Source organism: Mesorhizobium sp. M4B.F.Ca.ET.214.01.1.1 (assembly GCF_004791545.1).
In the GTDB taxonomy this organism is placed as follows: Bacteria; Pseudomonadota; Alphaproteobacteria; order Rhizobiales; family Rhizobiaceae; genus Mesorhizobium; species Mesorhizobium abyssinicae.
In genome coordinates, this window is record NZ_SRUX01000009.1 from 202,173 (window position 1) to 228,418 (window position 26,246).

Below are 26,246 nucleotides of genomic sequence, written 5' to 3' on the forward strand. Positions count from 1 at the left end.
GAATTGGTTCAATTTTTCCTTAACAAGCCAGCAAGGCAGGGAGAACACTCGAATGTCACTGAAAACCACGAATCCGCTTTCCGCCCTGAAGTCGCAGCTTGCTGCCGCATGCGCGGCCACGGCGCTGCTGTTCGCGGCGGGCGCCGCTCAGGCCGCCGACCTCAACGCGCTGATCTGGTGCGACCATGCCGATCCGGCACTGCTCGACCCCTTCGAGACGGCCAACAACGTCAAGGTCAACGTCAAGGAATTCGAAGGCACCGGCGCGGGGCTCGCCATCGTCGAGCAGTCGCAGCCGGGCGACTGGGACGTGATGGTGATCGATTCCATCGATGTGCCGCGCGGCGTCGAGAAAGGCCTGTTCGAGCCGCTGCCGGAAGACAAGCTGCCCCTCGCCGACCTCTTCCCCGAAGTGAAGATGGACGGCTCTACGGTCGTCGGCGGCAAGCGCTACGGCATCACCGAAAAATTCGGCTACAACACCATCGGCTTCAACAAGACCAAGGTCGACCCGGCCGACATGCAGTCGCTGGCGGCACTCACCAGCGACAAGTACAAGGGCAAGGTCGCCATTTACGATTATTATCTTCCGGTCATCGGCATGGCGGCTCTGGCCATCGGCAAGAAGACGGCGGATCTCACCGAGGCCGACCTTCCCGCCATCAAGGCCGAGCTGCTCAAGATGAAGGCCAACGCCAAGCTGGTTGGCGAGGTCACCGCCAGCCAGACCGCTTTGGCCACCGGCGAGGTCGACATCCTGGTCGGCGGCGGCGAATGGGTGACAGCCGGTCTCGCCAAGGAGAACCCGGCGCTGGACTTCTCCATCCCGAAGGAAGGAGCGGTGCTGTGGTCGCAGTCGCTTGCCATGTTCAAGGATTCCAAGAACAAGGACATGGCGCTGAAATTCATTGAGTACATCATGAGCCCGGAAGGCCAGGCGCGGCTTGCCACCTCCTCCTGCTACTGGGGCATGCCGGCCAACAGCAAGGCGGCGCTGAGCGACGAGCAGAAGAAGATCCTGCGCTTCGACGAGCAGCCGGGCTTCCTCGCCCGCGCCCAGGCTTATCCGGCGCCGAACCCCGATCTCGACAAGAAGATGCAGGACGTCTGGACCGAAATGCTGCAGGCGCAGTAGGCGGCCGATGAGCGTTGCGGGAAACAGGTCGCGCGCCCTGCCCCGGGCGGGCCGTGCCCTGCCCTGGGCGCTGGTCACGCCGGCGCTCGGCTGGACGCTGGCGTTCTTCGTGCTGCCCTTCATCGCCATGGGTCTTTCCAGCCTCACGGCGCATGAAGGCGGCGGCTTCACTTTAGCCAACTACAGCCAGTTCTTTACCGACCCGTCCTATTGGCGGGCGATGGTGAACTCGCTGGAGGTGACGGCGATCGTCACCGTCATCTCGATCCTGCTCGCCTATCCCTTCGCCTGGATCCTCGCCGAACAGGTGCCGGAACGCTGGCAGCGGCTGGCGCTGATGCTGGCCGTGCTGCCGTTCTGGACCTCCTATGTCGTGCGCTCCTATTCGTGGCTGCTGGTGCTGGCACAGAACGGCGTCATCAACCGGACGCTCATAGGCCTTGGCCTCATTGCCGAGCCGCTGCAGCTTGCCAACACGCGTTTCGCCACCGTCACCGGCTTCGTGCACTTCTTCGTCATGCTGTTGACGCTCACCATCTTTGCCAACCTCAAGCAGCTCAGCCCTAGCTATCGCAAGGCGGCCGCCGACCTCGGCGCCGGGCCAGTGCGCACCTTCCTGCATGTCGTGCTGCCGCTGACCTTGCCCGGCATCATGGTCGGCGCCTTCCTCACCTTCGTGCTCTGCATCGGCGACTACATCACGCCGCAGATCCTCGGCGGCAACAATGAGCTGGTCATGCCGCAGCTCGTCATGATGCAGATCGGAAGGCGTGGCGATTTCCCCCTCGCCTCGGCGCTGTCGATCATCCTGATGGCGGTCGTAACCGTCGCCTACCTCGCCTGCGCCCGCTGGCTGAAGATCGAGCGGGCCTGACCATGCGCGCAATCGTCCGCACCGCTGCCTGGCTCTACGCGATCGCCATCTACGGCTTCATCTTCCTGCCGGTGATCGTGCTGGTGCTGTTTTCGCTGCAGGCGACGTCCTTCCCGATCCCGCCCTTCACCGGACCGTCGCTGCGCTGGTATCAGGCGGTGCTTTCCGACACGCGGCTGACTTCGGCGCTGGTCAATTCGCTGCTGGTGGCGATCCTCTCCTCGGCTGCCTCCGTCACGCTCGGCTTCCTCTCGGCCTGGGGCTTTGCGCGCTTCACGCTGCCCGGCTCGGCCCTGCTGCGCGGGCTGATCACGCTGCCGCTCACGGTCAGCTACCTCATCATCGGCATGGGGCTTCTGGTGCTGTTCAACTGGGCCGGAGTGCCGAAATCGCTGCTCGCCGCCGGCATCGGTCATGTCGTGATCAACCTGCCGCTCTGCTTTGCCGTCATCTACAGCCAGATGGGCGACCACCAGATCAACATCGAGCGCGCCGCGCGCGACCTCGGCGCGCCGGAATGGAAGTTGCTTTTGCTGATCACGGTGCCGGTGATGGCGCCGGCGATCTTTGCCGGCTTCTTCCTGTCGATGACCTTCTCCTGGGACGAGTTCGTCATCTCCTTCCTGCTCACCCGTTTCGACACCACGCTGCCGGTGGAGATCTGGAACCTGCTGCGCTCCGGCCTCAATCCCAAGACCAATGCCGTCGGCTCGCTGGTCTTCGCCGTCTCCATCGTCCTGGTGGTGTTTTTCGAGCTGACGCTGCTGCGGAGAAAGCCGGCATGAGCGCATCCCTGGTCGACATCCGCAACGTCTCGCATCGCTTCGGCCAGCAAGCGGTGTTGAAGAACGTTTCGCTGACCATCGAGCCCGGCAGCTACACCATCCTGCTTGGGCCGTCCGGCTCCGGCAAGACGACGTTGCTCTCCATCCTCGGCGGCTTCGTCACGCCCAGCGAAGGCAAGGTGTTCATTCGCGGCGAGGACTGCACGTCCGTGCCGCCGGCCAAGCGCCCGACGACGACGGTGTTCCAGGACTATGCGCTGTTTCCGCACATGAGCGTCGGCAGCAACGTTGGCTTTGGCCTGCGCATGCAGGGCGTCGACGGCGCAACGCGCACCGCGAAGGCGCGCGAGGCGCTGGCGCTGGTCGGGCTGGCCGCCGCCTTCGACAAGAAGCCGCATCAGCTCTCCGGCGGCCAGCGGCAGCGCGTAGCGCTTGCCCGCGCCTTGGTCATCGAGCCGGCCGTGCTTTTGCTCGACGAGCCGCTCGGCGCGCTCGATTTGAAGCTGCGTCGGCAGATGCAGGACGAATTGAAGGCGATCCAGAAGCGGGTCGGCACCGCCTTCGTCCATGTCACCCACGACCAGGAAGAGGCGATGGCGCTGGCCGGCCATTGCGTGGTGATGAATGACGGCCGCATCGAGGATGAAGGCGCGCCCGAGCTAGTCTATGCGCGACCGGCGACGCGCTTTTCCGCCACCTTCATGGGCGAAAGCACGATCCTTTCCGGAACCGTGACGGAGGCGAAGGACGGGTCAGTTACTATCGCGACGCCGGCCGGCGCGATTTCGCTGCCCGGCAGCGCGGCGGCAGGTGCGAAAGTCGCCCTTGCCGTTAGGCCGGAGCATCTTGTCCTCGGCGAAGCGGAAGGACACGTGTCGCTCGGCGCCGCCAAGGTGAGCGACGTCGTCTTCCAGGGCAGCTTCAAACGCGTGCTCGCCACCTCGGCTTTCGATCCCGCCCTGCAGTTCATCGCCAAGGCGCCCGCCTCGGCGACCGTCAGGCCCGGCGACACGGTGGCGGTTTCATGCAAGGCTGCCGACATCATCCTGCTGGCGAACTGAGCGGCGAGCATGCTTCCGGTCATCGAGGCCCCGGACTGGTACGAAACCATTCGCATGGGCGACGGCGTGACGCTGATCCACGAGCCGTGGATAAAGCCGTTCTACCGCTGCAACATCTGGCACGTGCGCGGCCGCGACCGCGATCTGCTCTTCGATACCGGCCTCGGTCATTTCAGCCTTCGGCGCCACGTGCCTCTGGTCACCGAACGCAAGCTCGTCTGCGTCGCCAGCCACACCCATTTCGATCACATCGGCTGCCACCACGAATTCCCCGACCGCTGCGTGCATTCCGCCGAGGCGGCGATCCTCGCCGACCCGCGCAACGAATGGACCGTTGCCGACCGCTATGCCACCGACGCGATGTTCGATTGCCAGCCGCAAGATTGGGACACGGCGCGCTACAAGATCCTGCCGGCGCCCGCGGGTCGCTTGCTGGAGGGCGGCGATGTCGTCGATCTCGGCGACCGTGCCTTCGAGGTCATCCACACGCCCGGCCATTCGCCGGGCGGCATCGCGCTCTTCGAGAAGAAGACCGGCATCCTGCTGTCGGGCGACATCATCTATGACGGGCCGCTGATCGACGACGTCTACCATTCGCTGGTCGACGACTATGTCGCGACGCTGCTTTCCGTGCGCGGCCTCGACGTCTCGGTCGTCCATGGCGGCCATTTCCCGAGCTTCGGCAAGGTGCGCTACCGCCAGCTCATCGACGAGTATCTGGCGCAAAAGCGGCAGGCGGGCTGCCATCTGCGGCAGCCCGCCTGAGCGAGCATTAGCGCATCAAGTCAAAGTGCCGGGGAAAAGCCTGATGCAGCAAGAGCAGCATGGTCTTGCGCAGCACATTGGTGTCGCGGCCGGAGGGGTTCAGGTGATCCCAGTACCATGCGCCGTGCACCAGATAGTTCAGGCTCTCCGACAGGGTGTTTATGTCGACGCCGGCATAGCCGCCGCTGCGCGAGATCTCGATCAGCAATTCGCGCGCTTCGGCGGTGTAGGCAAGGTCGCTCGGCAAGCCGATTTCATTGTAGATCTGCATGCTCTTGCGGTCGCTGGAGAACACGACGAAGACCGAAACCCATTTCGGATGCTGGCGGGCGAAGCGTTGCGCGCAGTCGACGGCGCCCAGCAGCCTGTCGACCGGCGTCAGGCCGGGCGCCCGCACCAGGGTGGCCCACAGCTCATCATATCGATCGCTGAGATACTGCAGGACGGCCCGGAACAGGTTCTCCTTGCTGCGGAAATGGAAGACGACCAGTGCGTTCGATGAGCCGACCTGCTCGGCGATGCGCTGCATGGTGACGCTCGCCAGCCCTTCCTCGGCGATGAGGTCGATCGTGGCATCGATGATGCGCTGGACGCTCGCCTCGCCGCGCTCGCGCCGACGGTCCTTGGGTGGCGCGGCATCATTCGCCGACCCCCTGCCCTCAGCCATCGTGGGCCGCTTTCCGGCAGTTGCGGTTGCCTTGCGCTGCGCCATTTTCATCGGCCTTTTCTAACCTGCGGGGGAACCTCCGGTCCCACCGCCATTTTGCGACATCGGGCGTCCGCCCGCCAGAACCCACGCGAGAGAGCCCGGGATTGCTCAAAGCGAAGGGCGGGTCCCGGCGCTGCCATACCATTGGCCCTGAGCCGTCTCATAAGCCATCGCCGCGCGAAATACATCGGCGTCGCAATAGGTGCGGCCGACGATCTGGATGCCTGTCGGCACGCCGCTCGCCGCCCTCCCCGACGGCATTGAAAGGACCGGGCAGCGGCTCATCATGTTGAACGGGGTTGTCATCACCCAGCCGAGCGACGGGTTCACCTGCTTTCCGTTGATCTCGACAGTGTCCGTGGTCTGATCGAACTCGGCCGACACCGCGGGAAGCGCGTTCGTCGGGCAGATCAGCACATCGTATTTTTCGAGCAACGGACCCAGTGTCTGATACATCCGGGCCGCCACCTCCAGCGTACCGACAAAGTCCGTGGCCTTCGATTTGCGCCCATCTTCGGCGAACCGCCGCGCATAGCTGGTCATGTCCTCGCCATGCTCCTCGAGCAATTGCGACAGCGAGGCGCCGAAGAGATGCTCCAGATAGGCCATGCCGGCCTTGAGCACCTCATCGCCCCAGCCCAGGTCGACTTCCTCGACCGTGGCGCCGAGCGAGCGGAAGACATCGCATGCGGCAAGCGTGTTCCTGCGCACATCGGCGTCCACTTCGAAGGAACCGAGATCCATCGAGAAGGCGATCTTCCAGCCCTTGATCGGCTTGTAGTCGACCGGCAGGCGCAGCTTCGGCCGCAGCGTGGCGATGTCCAGCGGGCTAGGTCCAGCCATGACATTCTGCAGCAGGATCGCGTCCTTGACGTTTCGCGCCAGCGGTCCGGTGTGGCAATAGAAGTCCAGATTGAACGGCGGCTCGTCGGGATTGCGGCCGTAGGGCGGCTTGAAGCCAACAAGGCCGCAGGCCGATGCCGGGATGCGGATCGATCCGGCTATATCCGACCCGGTCGCTATCGACGACGTGCCCGAGGCCAGCGTCGCAGCCGCCCCCCCGGACGAACCGCCCGGCGTGAAATCCGGATTCCACGGATTGCGGGTGACGCCCCATCGCCTCGACCAGGTGTAGCCGGCGCAGCTGAATTCGGGCGTCGCCGTGCGCGCATGCACGATGCCGCCGGCCTTGATGATGCGCTCGTTCATCGTCGAGGTATGGCCGCATACGGCATCCCTGGTCAGCAGCGAGCCGTGCGATGTCGGCTTGCCCTTGATGTAGCTCTCGTCCTTGATGCCGATCGGCAGGCCCTCGAGAGCCCCGGTCCTTGCGCCCCTGGCGTATTTCGCCTCTGCCTTCCTGGCCAGACCGATGGCCTCCTCGAAATGCGTGAAGGTGAAGCAGTTGATCGTCTCCTTCGTGGCCTCGGCGCGGTCGATGACGGCCCGCATCAGTTCCACCGGCGAGAGCTTCTTTGCCTTGAACAGCCGCAGCGCCTCGCTGGCCGGCATGTAGCAGAGATCGAGATCGGTCATGGGCAGTCTCCTACGGTCGGCGGAACCGCGCTTGGTGCGAAGGGACACACCGGACCGCGCGTCGCGGTCCGGCGACTGTGGCCGGACAGACTTCGGCGCGGCTATTTCTGGAGATCGGTCCAGATCCTCGTATAGAGCGCCTGCACGTCCGGCGGACAGGTCGGCATGAACTTGCCCTTGGCGGCGAGTTCAGCCGGAACCTCGACCTCCGGCGCACCCTTCATCTCGTCCGGCATGAACGGCTCGGATCCCTTGATGCCGTTCGCGTAGTGCGCGAACGCCGAGATCATCGCCGCGTTCTGCGGGTCCATGATGAAGTTCTGGAACAGCTTGGCGTTCTCGACATTCTTTGCGTCCTTGAGAACCGCGACATTGTCCATCCAGATCGGATAGCCTTCCTTCGGATAGCCGTAGACGATCTTGTCGTTCTCCATCCGCTCGCGCAGCGATATGCCGTTCCAGTTCACGCCGGCCGCGATATCGCCCCTGCCGAGGCCGTCGACGGCCGCATAGTCGAACGAAAGCCATTTCGCCTTGGCCTCGACCAGCTTGTCGCGCACCTTCTTCAGCACCTGCTTGTCGTCGGTGCAGTATTCGCCGCCGAAATAGGAGATGGCGAGGAACAGGATGTCGCCCATCTCCGGCACGACATTGATCTTGCCGACGAGCTCGGCGGGCGGATCGAGGAAAACGGCCGACGTGTTCGGGTCGCCGGAATAGACCGACTTGTTCACCGAGACGCCGGTCGTGCCCCATTGCCAGGGAACGGTGTATTTGCGGCCCGGATCGAACGGCACGTCGACCCATTTCGGATCGACGTTCTTGAAGTTCTCCATTTTGTTGGGATCGGTCTCCAGCAGCAGGCCTTCGCTGATCCAGACCGGCATGACACTGGCCGACGGCACGACGATGTCGTAGCCCGAAGCGCCCTGGCGCACCTTGGCCAGCGCCGTGTCGTTGGAGTCATAGTCGGTGACGGTGACCTTGACCTTGTAGGTCTCCTCGAACTTCTTGATGAGGTCGGGATTGGTGTAGTTGCCCCAATTGTAGATGTTGAGCTCGCCGTCGGCGCGGGCTGCGCCTGTCGCGGCCATCAGCGACAGCCCGGCGACAGTCGCGATCGATTTCCAGTTCATGCTGTTCTCCCATTGTTGGGACCGGCCGCAAAAGCGGCCTCGGGTCCGACGAAAATAGTTCCTCTCATGCGTGGCCATTCACCGGCGGAGCCGACTGGCCAACTCGATCTCAACGTAACTATGACTAAATATACAGTCAATATCTTTCAGCGGGTATTATCCCGGTTGGAAGCGCGACCCCTCGCAGGCGTAGGAAACCCGACCAATGCGCCGATGCGCCGGCAAACGTCTCATGGTATCGTCAACGACGAGGGCATTGATGGATTGGGGCAAGCCTCGGCGTGAACAGCCGCGGCTTGCAGGGTTGGGTTGGGGGTCATGCGCCTTTTTTGGGCGATTGTGCTGCTGATGACCAGAGGGCTCTTTTCCGCCGCGCGCGGCGAGGAACGCATCGCCTTGGTCGTCGCCGGTCCGGCCGGTGACGGCGCGCCCGCCGTCGCCGTGCGGATCGCGGCAAGCTTGCGGCAGATAGGTTTTGCGGTCGGGCTGCTGAGCCACGGCGAGGACCGAACCGGCCCGCAGTCCAGCAGGCCCAGCCTACGGGAGCAGATGCCAACGGAGACGAATTCCGCACCACAGGGCTTGGGTACATGCGCGCCAAAACTGTTGTCCTGATTGTTGTCGCCGCCATGTTAGGCGTGCTTGCGGTCGTCCTCGCCAATGTCTGGCTGGCCGACCAGCGGACTGGAATGGCACAGCTTGACAATGCGCCCGCAACCGCGGCGCCGCCGCCTATGAGCGGGGCGAGCGACGGCGGCTACGGCAGCCCACCGGCCGGCCTCGGAAGTGGCGACTCGGGCAGCGGCGGCGGTGGTTCCGACAGCGACGGTGGTGGTTCCGGCGGCGGCAGCAGCGGTTTGGCCGGCGGCGGCCTCGGCAACGGCGGTGGTTGGGACGGCGGCGGTGGCTGGGGCGGCGGCAGCAGCGGTTTGGCCGGCGGCGGCCTCGGCAACGGCGGTGGTTGGGACGGCGGCGGTGGCTGGGGCGGCGGCGGCAGCGGTGGCCAGGAGCCGTATCCGATGGACGTCGCCCCGGAGACCAGCCATCCCGAAAGCCAGGCCGAGGAAACCGCAGCCTACGAGGCATACAAGCGCGAGCAGGCCCAGCGCGAGGCCTATGAGCAACAACTGCGGGCACAGGCTGAGGCACTCAGGGCCGAAATGGAGCGCGCCGCGGAAACCGCCAAGGCCTCGGCCCCGGACCAGCCGTCGACGGGCGCTGGCCCGCCGCCCGCCGGCAACACCGAGATCGATCCCGGTGACGGCCTTCCGCCCCTGCCCCCTGATCCGGCACCGGCCTCAGCCCAGGACCAGCCCTCGACCGGGCCGGTCTTGGTTCCTGCCGGCGGCGCGGATGTCGATCCCGACGATGGCAACCTTCCACCCCCGCCGCCCGCTCCGGAGCCGGCCACGGAGCAGGTCGTCCGGCACCCGGCCATCGATGCGCCGGACGAGGTGGTGGCGGGTGACGTCGTGACCGTATCGATCGCGTTGACCGAGGAGCAATTGACGCCAGAGGTCAAGGTGAAAGCCGCACCCGGCACGACGGTGACCGAGGACGGCGCACTGCGCATGGCGATGCCAGCGGGCACAGAGCAATGGCCGATCGACATCGATCTCTTCGCCTCGGGCTTCGATCTCGCCGATGGCGGCAAATGGAGCCGGGCAACCACGCTCTATCGCGAAGGCGACAGCGATTTCGTCCGCTTCGAGCTCAAGGCGCGGCCGATCGGCCAGGACAGCAAGCCAGGCCAGTTCATCGCCCGCATCTACAGTGCCGGACGTTTTCTCGGCTCGGCATCGCGGCCCGTCACCATAGCGCGGACGCGGATACCCGCTCCCGGCGCCGAAGCCGCCACCCCTGCCCCGGCGATGCTGCTCGCCTCGGCGCCGAGACAGCCATTGACCGGCAGTATCGACCTCAACGGCGATGGCGACGTGCCCGATCTCGACGTCACCATCCTCTATGACGATCCGAGCGGCCTCGGCTCGGGACAGATCATCATCCATTCGCCGCATCTGGCCGGACCGGTGACCGACAGTTTCTCGACACCACCGGAAATGGCGGCATGGCTGGAGTCCGAATACCAACGCCTGCTGCAGCTCGGCCTCAGCCTGCGCGGCGCGGTTTCGTTGCAGCAGCCCGCCGCAAGCAATGACCCGGAAGCGCAAAAGCGCTTCGTCACGCTTGCCGCCGAAGGCTTCGGCGATGTGCTCTATCGCGACTATGTGCCGAAGGTGTTCAAGCATGTTTTCTGGTCGTTGCGCAGCAAGGGCGAACTGCGCTCGATCCAGATCACCTCGAACAGCCCGACACTGCCCTGGGAATTGATCCGCCCGCGAAGCGACGACGGCGCGACGCAGGACGGCTTCCTCGGCATGGGCTATCGGCTGGCGCGCTGGGCGCCGCGCAGCATGTCCTCGCAGGTCGACAATCCGCTCGACCGGCTGGTCTTCACCGGCGTTGCGGCCGTAGCCCCCTCCTATGTCGACAAGCAGTCTCTGTCGTTCCAGGAGGTCGAGATCGAGGCGCTCAGCAAGCTTTCCGGTTATCGCCGCTTCGACGGCGATTTCGTCTCTTTCGAAAAGCTCGTCGGCGAGGTCTCGACCGGCTTCATCCATTTTTCCGGCCATGGCGAGGTCAACCAGCCTGGCAGCGGCCGACCGGTTTTTGCCATCGACCTCGTCGATCAGTCGCTCGATCCCGACACCTGGCGCGCGCTGGTCGCGGCCGCCCACGGTACAGGCAATCCCTTCTATTTCTTCAACGCCTGCGACAGCGGACGCTCGCAGATGTTCGGTGGCTTCGTGCAGGGCTGGGGACCTGCGGTGCTGGCGAGCGGCGCTTCCGGTTTCATCGGCGGCATGTGGCCGCTGACCGACCGCGCCGCGGCCGCCTTCTCTGCCGATTTCTACGGCGGCATCACCACCCGGCTCAAGGACGGGCCGGTCTACCTCGCCGAAATCCTGCAAGGCGTGCGCAAGCGCTTTTACGAAACGGGTGACCCGACCTACCTTGCCTATACTTTCTACGGCAACGCCAATCTTCAGGTCGTGACGCAGTAGGAGCCGGAAGCGCGGCGACGTAGGACAGCGATCTTACAGCGCTCTTTGCGGACAGGGCATTCCGGCGGTGTCACCGCAACGCGAGGCCGTCGGCTGGGGCCGGGAACTCATATCTTCCGAATGCCGTACCAGTTCGGCGAAGACGAGGGCAAAACTTCCCAGCATCAGGAAGACGATAATCAGGCGTGTCACCGGCAATAGACAGGTCTCGACTTGCTGGCCCCCGCCAACCCATCCACTGCCGGCTAACATGGCCCATCCGGCTTTACGAGAGCTTAAGCTTCGTCTTAACCATCACGTTCGGCCATCCGGCGACACAATGCGCGAGCAACTGCCTTTCATTGCCGTCCTGTGCGGGCCTTTGCAGATGCGGGCGGCCCATGCTACCCCGGCGCTGGCGCGGTCCGGAAACGGGCCGCCGCCAGCCGCTCGTAATCGGGAAGCCATGAGCAAAGCCGCCAGCCATTTCGCCTTCGTCTCGTCCGACACCGCCGACGCCAAAGCGGCGCTGGAAAGCCTGTCGTCGCACTATGGGCAGACATCGGTCGAAGAGGCCGAGATTGTCGTCGCCCTCGGCGGCGACGGCTTCCTGCTGCAGACGCTGCGTGACACGATGAGCACCGGAAAGAAGGTCTACGGCATGAACCGTGGCACCATCGGCTTCCTGATGAACGAATACCGCGCCGGCGGCCTCGAGGAGCGCATCGCCGCCGCGGTCGCCGAGACCATCCGTCCGCTGGAGATGCTGGCGGTGACGCATGAGGGCGAGACCGTCTCTGCGCTGGCGATCAACGAAGTGGCGCTCTGGCGCCAGTCCTACCAGACGGCCAAGATCCGCATCGCGGTGGACGAGCAGGTGCGGCTCGAGGAACTGAACTGCGACGGCGTGATGATCGCGACACCCGCCGGCTCGACCGCCTATAACCTCTCCGCGCACGGCCCGATCCTGCCACTCGACGCGCCGCTGCTGGCGCTGACGCCGGTCAGCCCGTTCCGTCCGCGCCGCTGGCGCGGCGCCCTGCTTTCCAACAAGGCGACGGTGCGCTTCGACATACTCGAAGCCGAAAAGCGGCCGGTGAACGCGGCCGCCGACCATACCGAAGTGAAGGCCGTGGCCTCGGTTACAGTGCGGGAGTCGCCGACCGCGACGGCGACGTTGTTGTTCGATCCCAACCATTCATGGAACGAGCGCATCCTCGCCGAACAGTTCCGCTACTGAGCCGGTACCAGGACAGGGCCTCGATTAAGCATCGCGATTAAGCTTACGTCTTCACAATCGCAGCATTTCCGGCCGTTTCTGTTGACAAATCGTGGGCTTGCGCCTAACTCCAACGCCGATCTTGCAGGCGCGCGGCGCCTGCCGCGACGGATACCGTTGCGCTTCCCCCTGTAAAAGCCAAAGACAGCCAAACTTGTCCTCAGACACCCAGACTGCTCAAGAAGCGTTGACATTCGCGGACCTCGGCCTTTCGCCGAAGGTCCTTTCCGCGGTCACCGATGCCGGTTACACCAAGCCGACGCCGATCCAGGCCGGCGCCATCCCGCATGCCTTGCTGGGCAAGGATGTGCTGGGCATCGCCCAGACCGGCACCGGCAAAACGGCATCCTTCGTGCTGCCGATGCTGACGCGTCTCGAGAAAGGCCGCGCCCGCGCCCGCATGCCGCGCACGCTGATCCTCGAACCGACGCGCGAGCTTGCCGCGCAGGTCGAGGAAAACTTCGTCAAATACGGCAAGAACCATAAGCTCAACATCGCGCTGCTGATCGGCGGCGTCTCCTTCGACGAGCAGGACAAGAAGTTGGAGCGCGGCGCCGATGTGCTGATCGCGACCCCCGGCCGCCTGCTCGATCACCGCGAGCGCGGCAAGCTGCTGCTCAACGGCGTCGAGATCCTCGTCATCGACGAGGCCGATCGCATGCTCGACATGGGCTTCATCCCCGACATCGAGCGCATTTGCGAGATGATCCCGTTCACGCGTCAGACGCTGTTCTTCTCGGCGACGATGCCGCCCGAGATCACCAAGCTGACGGAAAAGTTCCTGCACGCACCGGTGCGCGTCGAGGTCTCGAAGGCCGCCTCCACCGCGACCAGCATCACACAACGCCTGGTCAAGTCCGGCTCCAAGCCCTGGGACAAGCGCGAGACGCTGCGCAACCTGATGAAGGCCGAAGACGCCGAACTGAAGAACGCCATCATCTTCTGCAACCGCAAGGTCGAGGTCTCGGAACTGTTCCGCTCGCTGCTGAAGTATGATTTCGATGCCGGCGCCCTGCATGGCGACATGGACCAGCGCGCGCGCATGCAGATGCTGGCCAATTTCCGCGACGGCAAGTTGCGCTACCTCGTCGCTTCGGACGTCGCCGCGCGCGGCCTCGATATCCCCGATGTCAGCCACGTCTTCAATTACGACGTGCCGATCCATGCCGAGGACTATGTCCACCGCATCGGCCGCACCGGCCGCGCCGGACGCGCCGGTAAATCCTTCACCATCGCCACCAAATCGGACACCAAATACATCGATGCGATCGAGCGGCTGATCGGCAACAAGATCGAGTGGCACGACGGCGACCTGTCGACGGTGGTCGCAAGCGAAGGCGAGGATGAAGCGCCCCGCCGTGGCCGCGGCGCGCCGCGCCGCGCCGGCCGCAAGGACGAGGACCGCAAGGACAGGGGCGAGCGCAAGCCGCGCGAGCGCCATGCCCGGCACGGCGAAGACACGCCGGCCCCGGCACGCGAGGAGCAGCCGGTCGCGGCCGAGGCAACGGTGGCCGATATCGGCGAGCGGCGCGCGCGCAAGGAAGCGATCCGTTCCGAAAACAGCGAGCGCAGGGGCGATCGCAACGACCAGCGCGGCGAGCCGAAGCGGGAGCGCGACCGCCCTGCCCGCCACCGTCAGGAAGAAGACGACGCCACCGTCGGTTTCGGCGACGACATGCCCGCCTTCATGCGGATCGTCGCCAAGGTCTGATCTCTGTTCCGTTTCGACAAAAGGCAAGCCGAGCACTCGGCTTGCCTTTTCTTGTCTGGACGGCCTTGCGGGCCCTCACATCGGGCCGGGCATCATCTTGGTCGGCTTCTCCAGCATCGGGAACTCGGCCTTGTTGCATTTCACGTTCGGGTTGGTCGGGCTGAACACGCCGTTCGGGTTGTCCTTGAGCCAGGCGTGAAGGTCGTAGTGGACGAACTCCTTCGGGATGAGCGGATAGTGTCCCTCCATCGGCCCCATGAATTTCTGGCCGAATAACGAAGGTGCTTCCTTGACGTCCGGTGTCAGCGGCACCAGCCATTCGACCCCGACCAGCTTCAGGCCCTTCTTGGTCGGCTCATAGATCAGCACGTTGGGGCGCATCGGATCGAGTTTCTGCCCGACGCTGGGAACATTGACGAAGTGGATGCCCATGGCGCCCTTCGGATAATCCATCGTGCCGGCTATCTTTTCGCCGCTGTAGTAGACGCAGCCGACAGTCGACAGATAGAGGTCGCGGATGGCGGCGGTGTAGTCCTCGTATTTGGCGAGCGACTTTTTCAAGGCCTCGATGTCGGCCTTGCCGGCATCCTCGGCCTGAGCCGTGGCCGCGCCAAGCCAGGCGCCGATGAGACCCGTCAGAGCGAGAACACCGAAGCGAACTGTTTTCGTCATGCATTCCTCCCAGATTTTCTGATCTGGCCGTGCAAGACCGAGGCGTCGAACTTCTTGATTGCGCGGCCGATTGTACCGCCCCGTCCCTCTGGAACGGTCCGATGCTATTCCTTTCCACTATCCCGGAAAAGCAGTTCGTTAGAACTAGCTAATTCTTCAGGACGACTGGGTGAACTGAAGGCTGCCAATGTCGGTTCAAACGAAAACGGCCCCCGTGGGGGCCGTCTATACGTTTCGATGCCGAAGGGCTCAGGTGAGCGGCGAAAGCTGGATCTCGACGCGGCGGTTCTGCGCGCGGCCCTGTGTCGTCGCATTGGACGCGATCGGGCGGGTCTTGCCGAATCCGGTGACGGCGAAGCGGCGCGAATCGACACCTTGCCCGGACAGATAGTTGGCGACCGCGAGCGCGCGGCGCTGCGACAGGTCGAAATTGTGTTCGTCGCCGCCGGTCGAATCGGTGTGGCCGAAAACGTCGACCGTGGTCTGGCGGAACTTGTTCAGCACAAGCGCCACCGAATTCAGCACCGGATAGAAGCCGGGCTTCACCGCGTCCTGGTCGATGTTGAAGGTGATGTCGGACGGCATGTTGAGGATGATCTGGTCGCCGGTGCGCGTGACGCTGACGCCGGTGCCCTGGAGCTGACGGCGCAGCTCGGCCTCGTTCTGGTCCATCGTGGCGCCGATGGCGCCGCCGGCGAGCGCGCCGATGCCGGCGCCGATCAGCGCGTTGCGACGGTCGTTGCCGCCGGCCAGAAGGCCAAGCCCGGCACCCGCGATCGCGCCAAGGCCGGCGCCGGCCGCCGTGTTGGAAACCTTCTGCTCACCGGTGTACGGATCGGTGGTGGTGCAAGCGCTCACCAATACAGCCGTCGCCACGACGACGAGCACAGTCTTCTTCATGAGAATGTCCCTCTCCAAACCGCGGCCATTGCAGCCGCGCCATATCAGCCCTTCCGGCGGTCTTGTAGCATGAAATACGGCGAAAAGCGGAACGGCAAAATGCCGATCAGAGCTTTTCCATCGTCGCCATGCGCGGCTGTTCCGGCCAGTGCCCCCTACCAGAGATTCTTGCCGTCGATGACGACGACCTCGACCTTGTCGAGATCGAAATCGTCGAACAGGCGCGAGTTCACGCTGATCTTCGGGTTGTCGAAGTCCGGCTCACCGGTCGACCAGTCGGGCGTTTCGGTGAAGGTGCCGCAGCCGCAGGTGGCGCAAAAGCCGTGCTTTATGGTCTTGGAGCCCCAGCGGTAGAACGAGACGTTTTCGGGCGGGCTGGTGAGCTTGAATTGCTCGGGCACATAATAGGCCCAGAGCGAGCCGCGTTTCGAACAGAAGGAGCATGTGCAATGCGTCACTGTTTGCGGCGCTTCTGAAACCTCGAATGTCGTCGCCTTGCAGTGGCAGCTTCCCTTAATGGTCATGAACGAATTCCTCTCCGTTGCCCGCCGTCCACCGCGGCAAGGCAACATAAAGAATCGCTCCTGACAATCGCCTGTCGGCAGGCTTGCCTGCCCGCTCTCAAAAACTGGAAAGCCCGATGCCCCTTGACCCGCAGGTCGGATGCCCGTCGCCTCAATAGGAGCGCGGCGGCACGAACAGGCAGATGGTCTTGCCGGCATCGAGTCCCGCCTGATGCGCGCACCAGTGGAATTCGCCGTCGGGGCTGTCCTTGACGCGCTTGTCGGTCATGGGAACCACCTCGCCCGTGCCGGCGATCACATAGCCCTCCGGCTTCTCCAGGACTTCGCCGGAGTGGGTCGTGCGGCAATCATAGTTGGCGCAGCACGAGAACGGATAGCTCCAGCCTTGCGGCAATGCCGCCGTAGGCTTGGCGTCATGCGCGTGCGCAGGCGCAGTCAGCACCACGACCACCGCGGCCGCAGCCAGGAAAAACAGGAAGCGGCCAACCGGTTCAACGGCTTTGGCCTGTCGAATTGTGGCAGCAAACATGGGAACGTTCCTTTCAAACGAGCTCCAAGCCTTTCGCTTGCCCGTTCCCGGAACGTGTCTTCCCACTGGCCGGATCGTCAGGTCGCAGATACGCCGCGTCCGGCCATAAATGCTTCTATCCCCTCAGCCCGAATGCTGGGCTGATTCCTTGGCCGGCGCAAGAAGCGGCCGCATCGGCAACGCCGCGCCGCACGCCAAACCTCTGCAGCCAGAATCGTGCGCCGGCTTGGTTAACGAGCCGTTAGCGACGGATGTCTGGTGCCGGACAACGAAATTCGGATGAAGCTGGTTCCAGCCGTTCAACCGGGAATATGCTCATCATACTGCGGCAGATCGTCGGTGACTGTGAACCATTTCGCCTTGGAACCGACGAAGATATGCGCCGTCGGGCGGATGCTCGGCGTATCCACCAGCGTCCCCATGGTGACGTGGACGTAGGCGCCCGCCCGCACTACCGAATAAAGCAGCGAGCCGCACTGCCCGCAGTGCTTGTCGTGAGCGCCGCTCGGATCGCCGAAGACCAGCAGCCTGTCGTCGCCGGCGGTCAGGCGCAGCTTGTCCCGCTCGATGCCGGCGAAGGGCTTGAAAGCCGACCCGGTGGCGCGCTGGCAGTTCGAGCAGTGGCAGTTCAAGGCATAAACGAATTCGTCCGCCACCTCGTACTGGACGGCGCCGCAAAAGCACCTTCCGGAAAGCCTGTGAGTATTTGCCTTGTCCGGCTTGGTCACAAGCGCCTCCTTCATCTGGTGAGGTGTCAGGCCGGCCTCACCTGAATATGGACATATCCTAGTCGAGATCCGCCACCGCTTCGCCCGCCCCACCCTCGATGCGGTGCGACAGCGAGGCTTCCATGAACTCGTCGAGGTCGCCGTCGAGAACGCTCGACGGGCTGGTGCTTTCGACGCCGGTGCGCAGGTCCTTCACAAGCTGATAGGGCTGGAGCACGTAGGAGCGGATCTGGTGGCCCCAGCCGATGTCGCTCTTCGATGCCTCGGTGGCGTTGGCCACCGCCTCGCGCTTCTTCAGCTCTTCCTCGTAGAGGCGCGAGCGCAGCATCTCCCAGGCCTTGGCCCGGTTCTTGTGCTGCGAGCGTTCGGCCTGGCAGGCGACCGCGATGCCGGTCGCCAGATGGGTGATGCGGACCGCAGAATCGGTGGTGTTGACGTGCTGGCCGCCCGAACCCGACGAGCGGTAGGTGTCGATGCGGACATCCGATTCCGAGACAGCGATGTCGATCGTATCATCGATGACCGGATAGACCCAGACGCTGGCGAAAGACGTGTGGCGCCGCGCATTGCTGTCGTAGGGCGAGATGCGCACCAGCCGGTGGACGCCCGATTCGGTCTTCAGCCAGCCATAGGCGTTGTGGCCCTTGATCAGCACCGTGGCCGACTTGATCCCCGCCTCTTCGCCGTCGTGCACTTCCAGCACCTCGACCTTGAAGCGGCGGCGCTCGGCCCAGCGCGTATACATGCGCAAAAGCATCGAGGCCCAGTCCTGGCTCTCGGTGCCGCCGGCGCCGGCATGGATTTCGAGATAGGTGTCGTTGGCGTCGGCCTCGCCCGACAGCAGCGTCTCGACCTGGCGGGCCTTGGCCTCGCCCTGCATCGAGCGCAGTGCCGCCTCTGCCTCGGCGACGACGCCTTCGTCGCCCTCTTCCTCGCCCAGTTCGATCAGGCCGATATTGTCTTCAAGCGCCTGGGTCAGGCCCTTAACGGCGGCGATGCCATCTTCGAGCTCCTGGCGCTCCCGCATCAGCTTCTGCGCTTCCAGCGGCTCGTTCCAGAGGCTGGAATCCTCGGCGCGGACGTTCAGGTACTCAAGCCGCTTGATGGCCTGGTCCCAGTCAAAGATGCCTCCTCAGCAGGGTTATGGCCTGCCTGATCTCGTCGACGATGTTGAGCGTTTCCGCGCGCATGGCTGCCAGTTCTGTCCAGTTGATTTTGGTCGGCGCGATACATAGGGACGGCACCGCCGCCTGTAAAGCGAAATGGCCGGCCGGATCGTGGCCCGACCGGCCTCATTCGATACGAGCCCGTCAGTAAAGTCCGCCGCCGCCATCCTGAATGGCTTGCGTGGCTTGCGGCGACAGCGCGCCGCCGGCGCCGTTCGAACCGTCGGCCCCCATGCCGATCACCCAATAGCTGTCGGCGGGGCCGGTGCCCGGCTTGAAGGCTTCGATGATCGTGCCGGCCTCGCCTTCGGCCGCCTTCATGCCGGTCTTGCGGTTGATGGCGATCAGCTTCATGCCTTCCGGAACCTGGAAGTCGATGTTGGGCGTGCCGTCCAGCGCCACGCGCATGAAATCCTTGAAGATCGGCGCCGCCAGACCGCCGCCGGTCGCGCCCTTGCCAAGCCCTTTCGGCGTGTCATAGCCCATATAGAGGCCGACAACGAGGTTCGGCGTATAGCCGATGAACCAGGCATCCTTCTCGTCGTTGGTCGTGCCGGTCTTGCCGGCGATATGGCGGCCGAGCTCGGCGATGGTGGCGCCGGTGCCGCGCTGCACCACGCCTTCCATCATCGAGGTGATCTGATAGGCCGTCATCGGATCGAGCACCTGCTCGGAATTGTCGACCAGTTCCGGTTCGGCCTGGTTCTTCCATTCGGCGGCGTTGCAGCCTTCGCAACCGCGCTCGTCCTGCTTGAACACCGTCTTGCCGTAGCGGTCCTGGATGCGGTCGATGAGCGAGGGTTTGATCGACTTGCCGCCATTGGCCATGATCGAATAGGCCGACACCATGCGCATCACGGTCGTCTCGCCTGAGCCGAGCGCCATCGGCAGGTAGGGCGCCAGATGGTCGTAGACGCCGAAGCGCTCGGCATATTCAACCACCAGCTTCATGCCCATGTCGTTGGCGAGCCGCACCGTCATCAGGTTGCGCGACTTCTCGATACCGGAGCGCAGCGTCGCCGGACCGGCCGCCGTGCCGTCGTAGTTCTTCGGCGTCCAGGTGGTGTTGCCGCTCTGGATGGTGATCGGGCCGTCCATGATCACCGAGGCCGGCGTGTAGCCATTGTCGAGCGCGGCCGAATAGACGATCGGCTTGAACGACGAGCCCGGCTGGCGCATCGCCTGGGTCGCCCGGTTGAACTCCGATTGCGCATAGGAGAAGCCGCCGACCATGGCCAGAACGCGGCCGGTGTGCGGATCCATGGCGACGAGGCCGCCTTCCACTTGCGGAACCTGACGCAGACTGTAGGCGCTGTCCGAACCTTCGTTCTTCTGCACGAAAATGACGTCGCCGGGCTGCAGCACATCCGCAGGCGATTTCGCCTTGACGCTCTTGCCGTCGACGATGTGGCGCATGGCAAAACCCATGTCCTCCTTGCTGACGGTGCCTTCGACGCGCTCCTTGACGATGTCGCCCGAGACCTGGCGCGCCGGCTGCAGACCGATCGAGAGGCCGGTGTCGGAGCTGTCGAGGACGACGGCGAGCGTCCATTCCGGCACGTCCTCCAGCCCCTTGACGTTGCCGAGCGGCACGCCCCAGTCGCCGGAGACATCGATGTGGGTCGCCGGTCCGCGATAACCGCGCAGCGTGTCGTATTTCAGCAGCCCGTTCTGCATCGCCTTGCGGGCAATCAGCTGGATCTTCGGGTCGAGCGTCGTGCGCACCGAAAGACCGCCCTCGTAGAGCGCATTCTCGCCATAGCGCGCGATGATCTGGCGGCGCACTTCCTCGGTGAAATACTCGCCCGCGAACAGATAGGAGCCGTTGCGGCGCGGCGTCACGCCCAGCGGCTCGGCCTTGGCCTTGTCGCCTTCCTCGCGCGTCACGTAGCCGTTCTCGACCATCTGGTCGATCACCCAGTTGCGGCGCTCCAGCGCGCGGTCGGCATGCTTGAACGGGTGGTAGTTGTTGGGGCCCTTCGGCAGCGAAGCAAGGTAGGCCGCTTCAGCGACGGTGAGTTCGTTGACCGACTTGTCGAAATAGGTCAGCGCCGCGCCCGCCACGCCATAGGCGCCGAAGCCGAAGAAGATCTCGTTGAGATAGAGCTCGAGGATGCGATCCTTCGAATAGGCCTGCTCGATGCGGAAGGCCAGGATCATCTCCTTGATCTTGCGCTCGTAGGTCTGGTCCGAGGTCAACAGGAAGTTCTTCGCCACCTGCTGCGTGATCGTCGAGGCGCCAACCTGGCGCCTGCCCGAGCCGAAGTTCTGCAGGTTGACGATGATGGCGCGACCGAGGCCGGTCACATCGATACCGGGATGGTTGTAGAAGTTCTTGTCCTCGGCGGACAGAAAGGCGGCCTTCACTCGATCCGGAACCGCCTGGATCGGCAGATAGAGGCGCCGCTCGCGCGCATATTCGGCCATCAGCGCGCCGTCGGAAGCATGGATGCGCGTCGTGACCGGCGGCTCGTATTTGGCCAGCACTTCGTAGTCGGGCAGGTCCTTCGCCAGGTGGCTGATGTAGATCGCCACGCCGGCGGCCACGATAAGGGCCAGCGTCGTGCCGATGCCGAAGAAATAGCCGATGAGACGAATCATGCCCGCTCCAGTCCGTGGTTCGGGAATTTCCTAAACGAAGCCGCCTGTCGCGCAAGCTTCCGGGACGGTCCCAATCCGCAATGGGAAACCCATGTCGCCACCATGTGGACAAAATACGGCAGCACGGGGTTTTCGGCTTCCCTCCGCGGAAATTATAGCGCCGGGTGTTGTCGCCATGCAACGCCGCCTGGGGTTGCAGGCGGCAGCAACGTCAGCCCCCGGTTCCCGTTCCGGCCTTCGCCGAAGCAAACAGCGCGACGGCATTGGTTATGCTCTGCGCAGCCTTGCCGCGCCAGTCGGCGCTGAGCAGTTGCGCTTCGTCCTTGGCGTTTGACAGATAGCCCAGCTCGACCAGCACCGAAGGCACGTCCGGCGCCTTCAGCACCTTGAACCCGGCGGAGCGCTGCGGGTTGTTGATAAGGCCGACGCTGGTCGAAAGCTGCCCGACCAGGGTGTGGGCGAAGCTCATCGAGAAGCCGTGCGTCTCGCGGCGGATCAGGTCGATCAGGATATCGGTCACTTCCTTGTTTTCGTCCTTGATCTCCATGCCGGCGAACTGATCCGAGAGGTTTTCGCGATCGGCAAGCGCCTGTGCCTCGGGATCGGAAGCCTTGTCTGAAACGGTATAGACGGTCGCGCCGCGAATGCCCTTGACGCTGATCGTGTCGGCATGGATCGAGATCAGGAGGTCGGCTTCATGCTGGCGGGCGATGCGCACGCGGTCGTCCAGCCGCAGGAACTCGTCCTTCTCGCGGGTCATGAACACATCGTACTTGCCGACCGCGACGAGCTTGTCGCGCAATTCGGTGGCAAAGGCGAGCGTGACGTTCTTCTCGATGGTGCCGTTGAGCCCCTCGGCACCGCCGTCGACGCCGCCATGACCGGGGTCGATGACGACGGTGAAGCGATGGCCGGGATTGGAGATCGGTCCGGTTCCGACCCTGCCGCCCTTGTCGGTCGACACTGTCGAGCCGGTGGTCAACGCCTGGTTGGCGAGGGCGGCATCGAATTCGCGCGCCGAGGCCGCCGACATGTCGATGGCGATGCGATAGCCGCTGCCGTTGTCGTTCTTGAGCACGTCGAGCTTGTCGACCGAAAACGGCCCCTTGCCGGTGAGGATCAGCCGCGATCCCTCGCCCTGATCGCCGTAGCGGACTGCCCGGACAAGGCCCCGCGCCTTCACATCCTTCGCGCCAATGGCGAATCTGGTGCGCGGCAGGTCGACGACGAGGCGACTGGGACCGCGCAGCAGGAACCATTTGACGTCTGGCTCGCGGTCGAAAGTCATGACGATGCGCATCTTGGTGGCATCACCCGCCATCTTGAAGCCGGTGGCGCCAAGCGGCGCGTCGGCGGCGCGGGAAACGCCCGAAAACACCAGGAAAGCCGCCATCAGCACAAGCACGCAGGCGGCATGCAGGATAGGCCAAGCGGCGCAACGACCCTTGTTTGCGGTGCCTGCCAGTCCCATCTCTTTCCAGTCGCTCCCGGTTTGGCGCCAGGCGCCGGGTCGTTTCATCGAAGTGCCGGTTAGGCCGCGAACTCGATTAACGATTGGTATCCAGAGAAGGTTAACCAAGCCTTTTCACGCAAGGAACCGACGGCCGGGCTTCCCTAAGGGAACTCCTTTTTGCCGGCATCGGAAATCGGGGTTGCCTTCCCTGCCGCCAAATCATAAAAGCGATGGTGGATCACTGCAATCCTGGAACCGCTTCCTCCGCAGCTTCCTGCTACAGGTCAGATGAAAGGCGGCTCCTTTCGCTTCCAGCGAAAAGGCTTCAGGTGATCGCGACGAATTTCGCAGGCGTGCGCCCGTGGCGGGGGAATCGCCTGCGTGAGGAAAACGGCCGGGTTGTCCCGTGCCGGCTCTGTATGAGCAAACAAGCTGGTCCGGTTCGTCCGGGCTTTGGTTCAAAAGGTTCTGCTGGTGCCGATGGCTTCAAGCGCAATCATGGAAAGGTCCGCAACGAACCGCGCCATTGTGGCTGCGGGCGGCACCGCCATGGCGCTCAAGCGGCGGCCGGCGGACGTTCAATTGTCCGGCACCCATGTTTACCCAGGACCGAAGCAGCGGGCTTTGCCCCGCAGGCTGCGGCTGGCGGCTGCCGGGGGGAAACGAAATAATGCCCAACAAGATGCTGATAGACGCCTCCCACCAGGAGGAAACACGCGTTGTCGTCATTCGCGGTAACCGTATTGAAGAATTCGACTTTGAATCACAGGACAAGAAGCAGCTCAAAGGAAACATCTACCTCGCCCGCGTAACGCGCGTCGAACCGTCCCTGCAGGCAGCTTTTGTCGAATATGGCGGCAACCGTCACGGGTTCCTCGCCTTTAGCGAAATCCATCCCGACTACTACCAGATCCCGGTCGCCGACCGTCAGGCGCTGCTGCGCGCGGAAGCGCAGGAGGCCGAGGACGACGACGATGAGGACGGTGACGGCGAGGAGCACCAGGCCCGCGATCGCGGCCGGCGCGGCCGCCGGCGCGGCGGCAAGAACCGCGATCGCGGCGAGCACAAGCGCGAGGCGAGCGCCGCTGGTTCGGACGAGAACGGCGAAAGCAGCGAGGCGGCAGGCAGCGAGGACGCCTCAGTTGCTGGCGAAGGCGGCGAAGACGTCGTCGAGGCGGTCGCCGAGACCATCGAAGTCAGCACTGAGGCCGAGACAGAGCAAGGCGGCCAGGACGAAGGCGCTGCCGGGCATGGCGATGAGGCCGCTTCTGACGACACCGGCGAATCTTTGGAGGGCGGCCCCACCTCGATCGCCGCCAGCGTCGACGCCGATGTGATTTCCGAGGCCGTTCCGCAACCCGAACAGAATGGCGAAGCGCCTTCGAGCGACGACGACCGCGGCATGCTGGAAGAGGTGCAGTCCTCGCATCCCGACGACCACGAGATCGAATCGGTCGGCGCCGAGGATGCGCTGGAAGAAGTCCGCAACCGCCGCAAGCCGGTGCGCCGCCAGTACAAGATCCAGGAAGTGATCAAGCGCCGTCAGATCCTTCTGGTGCAGGTGGTCAAGGAAGAGCGCGGCAACAAGGGCGCCGCGCTCACCACGTATCTGTCGCTGGCCGGCCGCTATTCGGTGCTGATGCCGAACACGGCGCGCGGCGGCGGCATTTCGCGCAAGATCACCAACGCCCAGGATCGCAAGCGGCTGAAGGAGGTCGTGGCCGATCTCGAAGTGCCGCAGGGCATGGGCGTTATCCTGCGCACCGCCGGCGAGAGCCGCACCAAGGCCGAGATCAAGCGCGACTACGAGTATCTGATGCGGCTTTGGGAAAATGTCCGCAACCTGACGCTCCAGTCGACGGCCCCTGCCCTGGTCTATGAGGAAGGCAGCCTGATCAAGCGCTCGGTGCGCGACCTCTACAACAAGGACATCGACGAGATCCTGGTCTCCGGCGAGGACGGTTATCGCGAGGCCAAGGACTTCATGCGCATGCTGATGCCGAGCCACGCCAAGGTGGTTCAGCCCTATCGCGACACGACACCGATCTTCGTGCGCAACGGCATCGAGGCGCAGCTCGATCGCATGCTGCAGCCGCAGGTGACGCTGAAGAGCGGCGGCTACATCATCATCAACCAGACCGAGGCGCTGGTCTCCATCGACGTCAATTCGGGCCGCTCCACCAAGGAGCACTCGATCGAGGACACCGCGCTCCACACCAATCTGGAAGCGGCCGAGGAAGTCGCCCGGCAACTCAGGCTGCGCGACCTTGCCGGCCTGATCGTCATCGACTTCATCGACATGGAGGAGAACCGCAACAACCGCTCCGTCGAGAAGCGGCTGAAGGATCACCTCAAGAACGACCGCGCCCGCATCCAGGTCGGCCGCATCTCGCATTTCGGCCTGATGGAGATGTCGCGCCAGCGCATCCGCGCCAGCGTGCTGGAATCGACCATGAAGCCCTGCCCGCATTGCGGTGGCACCGGCCATGTGCGTTCCGACTCCTCGGTGGCGCTGATGGTGGTCAGGGCGATCGAGGAATTCCTGCTCAAGGATTCGCGCAGCCACATCACGGTGCGCACGCCGTCCGCGACCGCGCTCTACGTGCTCAACCACAAGCGCGGCACGCTGGTGGAGCTCGAAAGCCGCTTCGGCCTGACCATCACCATCGAGGCCGACGATACGGTCGGCGCGCAGCACTATGCGATCTTCCGCGGCGCGATCGCCGAAAAGCCGGAGGGCTTCGTCGAAGCGCGCAGCCTGCCGACCTATGTCGAGCCGGAGGAGCCCGAGGACGAGATCGTCATCGAGGACGAAGACGAGGCACCCGCCGCCCAGGCCGAACAGCCGCGCCATCCCCAGCAGCAGCAACCTCAGCCGAGGTCCGGCGAGGACGGCGAAGGCCGTGACCGCAAGCGCCGCAAGCGCCGCCGGCGGCGCGGCGGCAAGGATCGCGATCGCGAACACGGCGAACGGGAGCATGGCGCCCATGCGGACGCTGTTTCCGCTCCGGCTCCTGCCGATGGCGTTCCCGCCACTGCAAGCGACGAAGCGATCGAAGCGGGCGACGAGGCTCCGGTCGGCATTGCCGAGGCTGCCGAGGCAGCGGATGACGGTCACGGCAAGAAGCGCCGGCGCGGCAAGCGCGGCGGCAAGCGCAATCGTCGCGAAGAGGGCGAAGGCGTTGACGCGGCTGCCGGCGAGGAAGCCGACGGCGTCGAGGCCGACGCGCCGGAAGCCGAGGCTGTCGCGGCCGAACCGGTGGCAGCCGCGCCCGTCGAGGAGCCGGCCGTGCCTGCTCCCGCCAATGACGACGCGCCAAGCACCGAGAAGCCAAAGAAGCCAAAGCGTGCATCGAGATCGAAGAAGGCCGTGGAGGCAGTTGCCGCCGAGACGGTGGCAGAGGTCGTGACGGAAGCCCCGGTCAAGGACCCGGCACCGGTCGAGCCGGCGCCAGCCGCCACCGCTCCGGCTGCGTCCGAGGAAGAAGCATCGGTCCGCTCGAACCGGCGCAAGCCGGCGGCGGTGGATGCTCCCGTCGTGCCGGTGATCTCGTCAAGCGTCAGCGACGAGGCCAAGGCCGAGGACAAGCCGAAGCGCGCCGGCTGGTGGCAGCGCAAGGGCTTCTTCTAAGCTTTTC

Annotated in this window: 21 protein-coding genes; 10 read left to right on the forward strand and 11 right to left on the reverse strand. The window is 64.4% G+C overall.

Features of this window, described 5'->3' with window-relative positions; translation table 11 throughout:
• Positions 1-52 precede the first annotated feature (52 nt).
• Genes EN857_RS19425 through EN857_RS19445 form a run of 5 tightly spaced genes read left to right on the forward strand, consistent with a single transcriptional unit; the run spans position 53 to position 4,620 of the window.
• Positions 53-1,135, forward strand: a complete 1,083-nt coding sequence (locus EN857_RS19425) for a spermidine/putrescine ABC transporter substrate-binding protein (protein ID WP_127284023.1) — start codon at positions 53-55, stop codon at positions 1,133-1,135.
• A 7-nt stretch (positions 1,136-1,142) separates the two neighbouring features.
• Positions 1,143-2,009 (forward strand): ABC transporter permease, encoded by an 867-nt coding sequence (locus EN857_RS19430; protein ID WP_127284022.1) that lies wholly within the window; start codon positions 1,143-1,145, stop codon positions 2,007-2,009.
• A 2-nt stretch (positions 2,010-2,011) separates the two neighbouring features.
• Complete coding sequence (locus tag EN857_RS19435) at positions 2,012-2,794, forward strand: ABC transporter permease (protein ID WP_127284021.1); 783 nt, start codon at positions 2,012-2,014, stop codon at positions 2,792-2,794.
• Entirely contained in the window at positions 2,791-3,855 is a 1,065-nt protein-coding gene (locus tag EN857_RS19440; protein WP_127284020.1) for an ABC transporter ATP-binding protein, read from the forward strand. Before EN857_RS19435 ends, EN857_RS19440 begins: the two co-directional genes overlap by 4 nt.
• A 9-nt stretch (positions 3,856-3,864) precedes the next feature.
• Entirely contained in the window at positions 3,865-4,620 is a 756-nt protein-coding gene (locus EN857_RS19445; RefSeq protein ID WP_127284019.1) for an MBL fold metallo-hydrolase, read from the forward strand.
• A gap of 7 nt (positions 4,621-4,627) precedes the next feature.
• On the opposite strand, the gene EN857_RS19450 is transcribed toward EN857_RS19445, so the two are convergent.
• The 3 genes from EN857_RS19450 to EN857_RS19460 form a co-directional block, all read right to left on the reverse strand.
• Positions 4,628-5,287 (reverse strand): TetR/AcrR family transcriptional regulator, encoded by a 660-nt coding sequence (locus EN857_RS19450; protein WP_245493509.1) that lies wholly within the window; start codon positions 5,285-5,287, stop codon positions 4,628-4,630.
• Between the two features lie 150 nt (positions 5,288-5,437).
• A complete protein-coding gene (locus EN857_RS19455; protein ID WP_127393611.1) occupies positions 5,438-6,865 on the reverse strand; it encodes an amidase in 1,428 nt (475 codons plus the stop codon).
• Positions 6,866-6,966: 101 nt separating this feature from the next.
• Positions 6,967-8,001, reverse strand: a complete 1,035-nt coding sequence (locus tag EN857_RS19460; RefSeq protein WP_127393610.1) for an extracellular solute-binding protein — start codon at positions 7,999-8,001, stop codon at positions 6,967-6,969.
• Positions 8,002-8,319: 318 nt separating this feature from the next.
• On the opposite strand from EN857_RS19460, the gene EN857_RS19465 reads away from it, so the two are divergent.
• From EN857_RS19465 to EN857_RS19485, 4 genes are all read left to right on the forward strand, one after another.
• Positions 8,320-8,616, forward strand: coding sequence for a hypothetical protein (locus tag EN857_RS19465; RefSeq protein WP_127287428.1), 297 nt, complete (start codon positions 8,320-8,322; stop codon positions 8,614-8,616).
• Positions 8,592-11,066, forward strand: a complete 2,475-nt coding sequence (locus EN857_RS19470) for a CHAT domain-containing protein (RefSeq protein ID WP_135858406.1) — start codon at positions 8,592-8,594, stop codon at positions 11,064-11,066. Before EN857_RS19465 ends, EN857_RS19470 begins: the two co-directional genes overlap by 25 nt.
• A gap of 445 nt (positions 11,067-11,511) precedes the next feature.
• On the forward strand, positions 11,512-12,285 hold the full coding sequence (locus EN857_RS19480) for an NAD kinase (protein WP_127392916.1): 774 nt from the start codon (positions 11,512-11,514) through the stop codon (positions 12,283-12,285).
• 193 nt (positions 12,286-12,478) lie between these two features.
• Positions 12,479-14,035: a DEAD/DEAH box helicase gene (locus EN857_RS19485; protein ID WP_187331298.1), complete on the forward strand. Its 1,557-nt coding sequence runs from the start codon at positions 12,479-12,481 to the stop codon at positions 14,033-14,035.
• A 75-nt stretch (positions 14,036-14,110) separates the two neighbouring features.
• On the opposite strand, the gene EN857_RS19490 is transcribed toward EN857_RS19485, so the two are convergent.
• From EN857_RS19490 to EN857_RS19525, 8 genes are all read right to left on the reverse strand, one after another.
• Entirely contained in the window at positions 14,111-14,707 is a 597-nt protein-coding gene (locus EN857_RS19490; protein ID WP_127309499.1) for a hypothetical protein, read from the reverse strand.
• Between the two features lie 249 nt (positions 14,708-14,956).
• Complete coding sequence (locus tag EN857_RS19495; protein ID WP_127285898.1) at positions 14,957-15,607, reverse strand: OmpA family protein; 651 nt, start codon at positions 15,605-15,607, stop codon at positions 14,957-14,959.
• A 155-nt stretch (positions 15,608-15,762) separates the two neighbouring features.
• The gene (locus EN857_RS19500; protein ID WP_127309498.1) at positions 15,763-16,131 is read right to left on the reverse strand and encodes a GFA family protein; all 369 of its coding nucleotides are present in this window, start codon (positions 16,129-16,131) and stop codon (positions 15,763-15,765) included.
• Positions 16,132-16,282: 151 nt separating this feature from the next.
• Positions 16,283-16,660: a hypothetical protein gene (locus EN857_RS19505; RefSeq protein ID WP_127392918.1), complete on the reverse strand. Its 378-nt coding sequence runs from the start codon at positions 16,658-16,660 to the stop codon at positions 16,283-16,285.
• A gap of 299 nt (positions 16,661-16,959) precedes the next feature.
• Positions 16,960-17,388 carry a GFA family protein gene (locus EN857_RS19510; protein ID WP_245511285.1) on the reverse strand — a complete coding sequence of 143 codons (429 nt, stop codon included), beginning with the start codon at positions 17,386-17,388 and terminating at the stop codon, positions 16,960-16,962.
• A gap of 58 nt (positions 17,389-17,446) precedes the next feature.
• Positions 17,447-18,578 (reverse strand): peptide chain release factor 2 gene (prfB, locus tag EN857_RS19515; protein ID WP_127285894.1). Its coding sequence is split into 2 segments (ribosomal slippage): positions 17,447-18,511 and positions 18,513-18,578, totalling 1,131 coding nucleotides; the frame shifts between segments, so codons are not numbered across the junction.
• Between the two features lie 120 nt (positions 18,579-18,698).
• On the reverse strand, positions 18,699-21,155 hold the full coding sequence (locus EN857_RS19520) for a penicillin-binding protein 1A (RefSeq protein ID WP_127393734.1): 2,457 nt from the start codon (positions 21,153-21,155) through the stop codon (positions 18,699-18,701).
• A gap of 211 nt (positions 21,156-21,366) precedes the next feature.
• Positions 21,367-22,626 (reverse strand): N-acetylmuramoyl-L-alanine amidase, encoded by a 1,260-nt coding sequence (locus EN857_RS19525; protein ID WP_128346464.1) that lies wholly within the window; start codon positions 22,624-22,626, stop codon positions 21,367-21,369.
• 652 nt (positions 22,627-23,278) lie between these two features.
• Between EN857_RS19525 and EN857_RS19530 the strand changes: the two genes are divergently transcribed.
• On the forward strand, positions 23,279-26,239 hold the full coding sequence (locus EN857_RS19530; protein WP_135858404.1) for a ribonuclease E/G: 2,961 nt from the start codon (positions 23,279-23,281) through the stop codon (positions 26,237-26,239).
• Positions 26,240-26,246 lie beyond the last annotated feature (7 nt).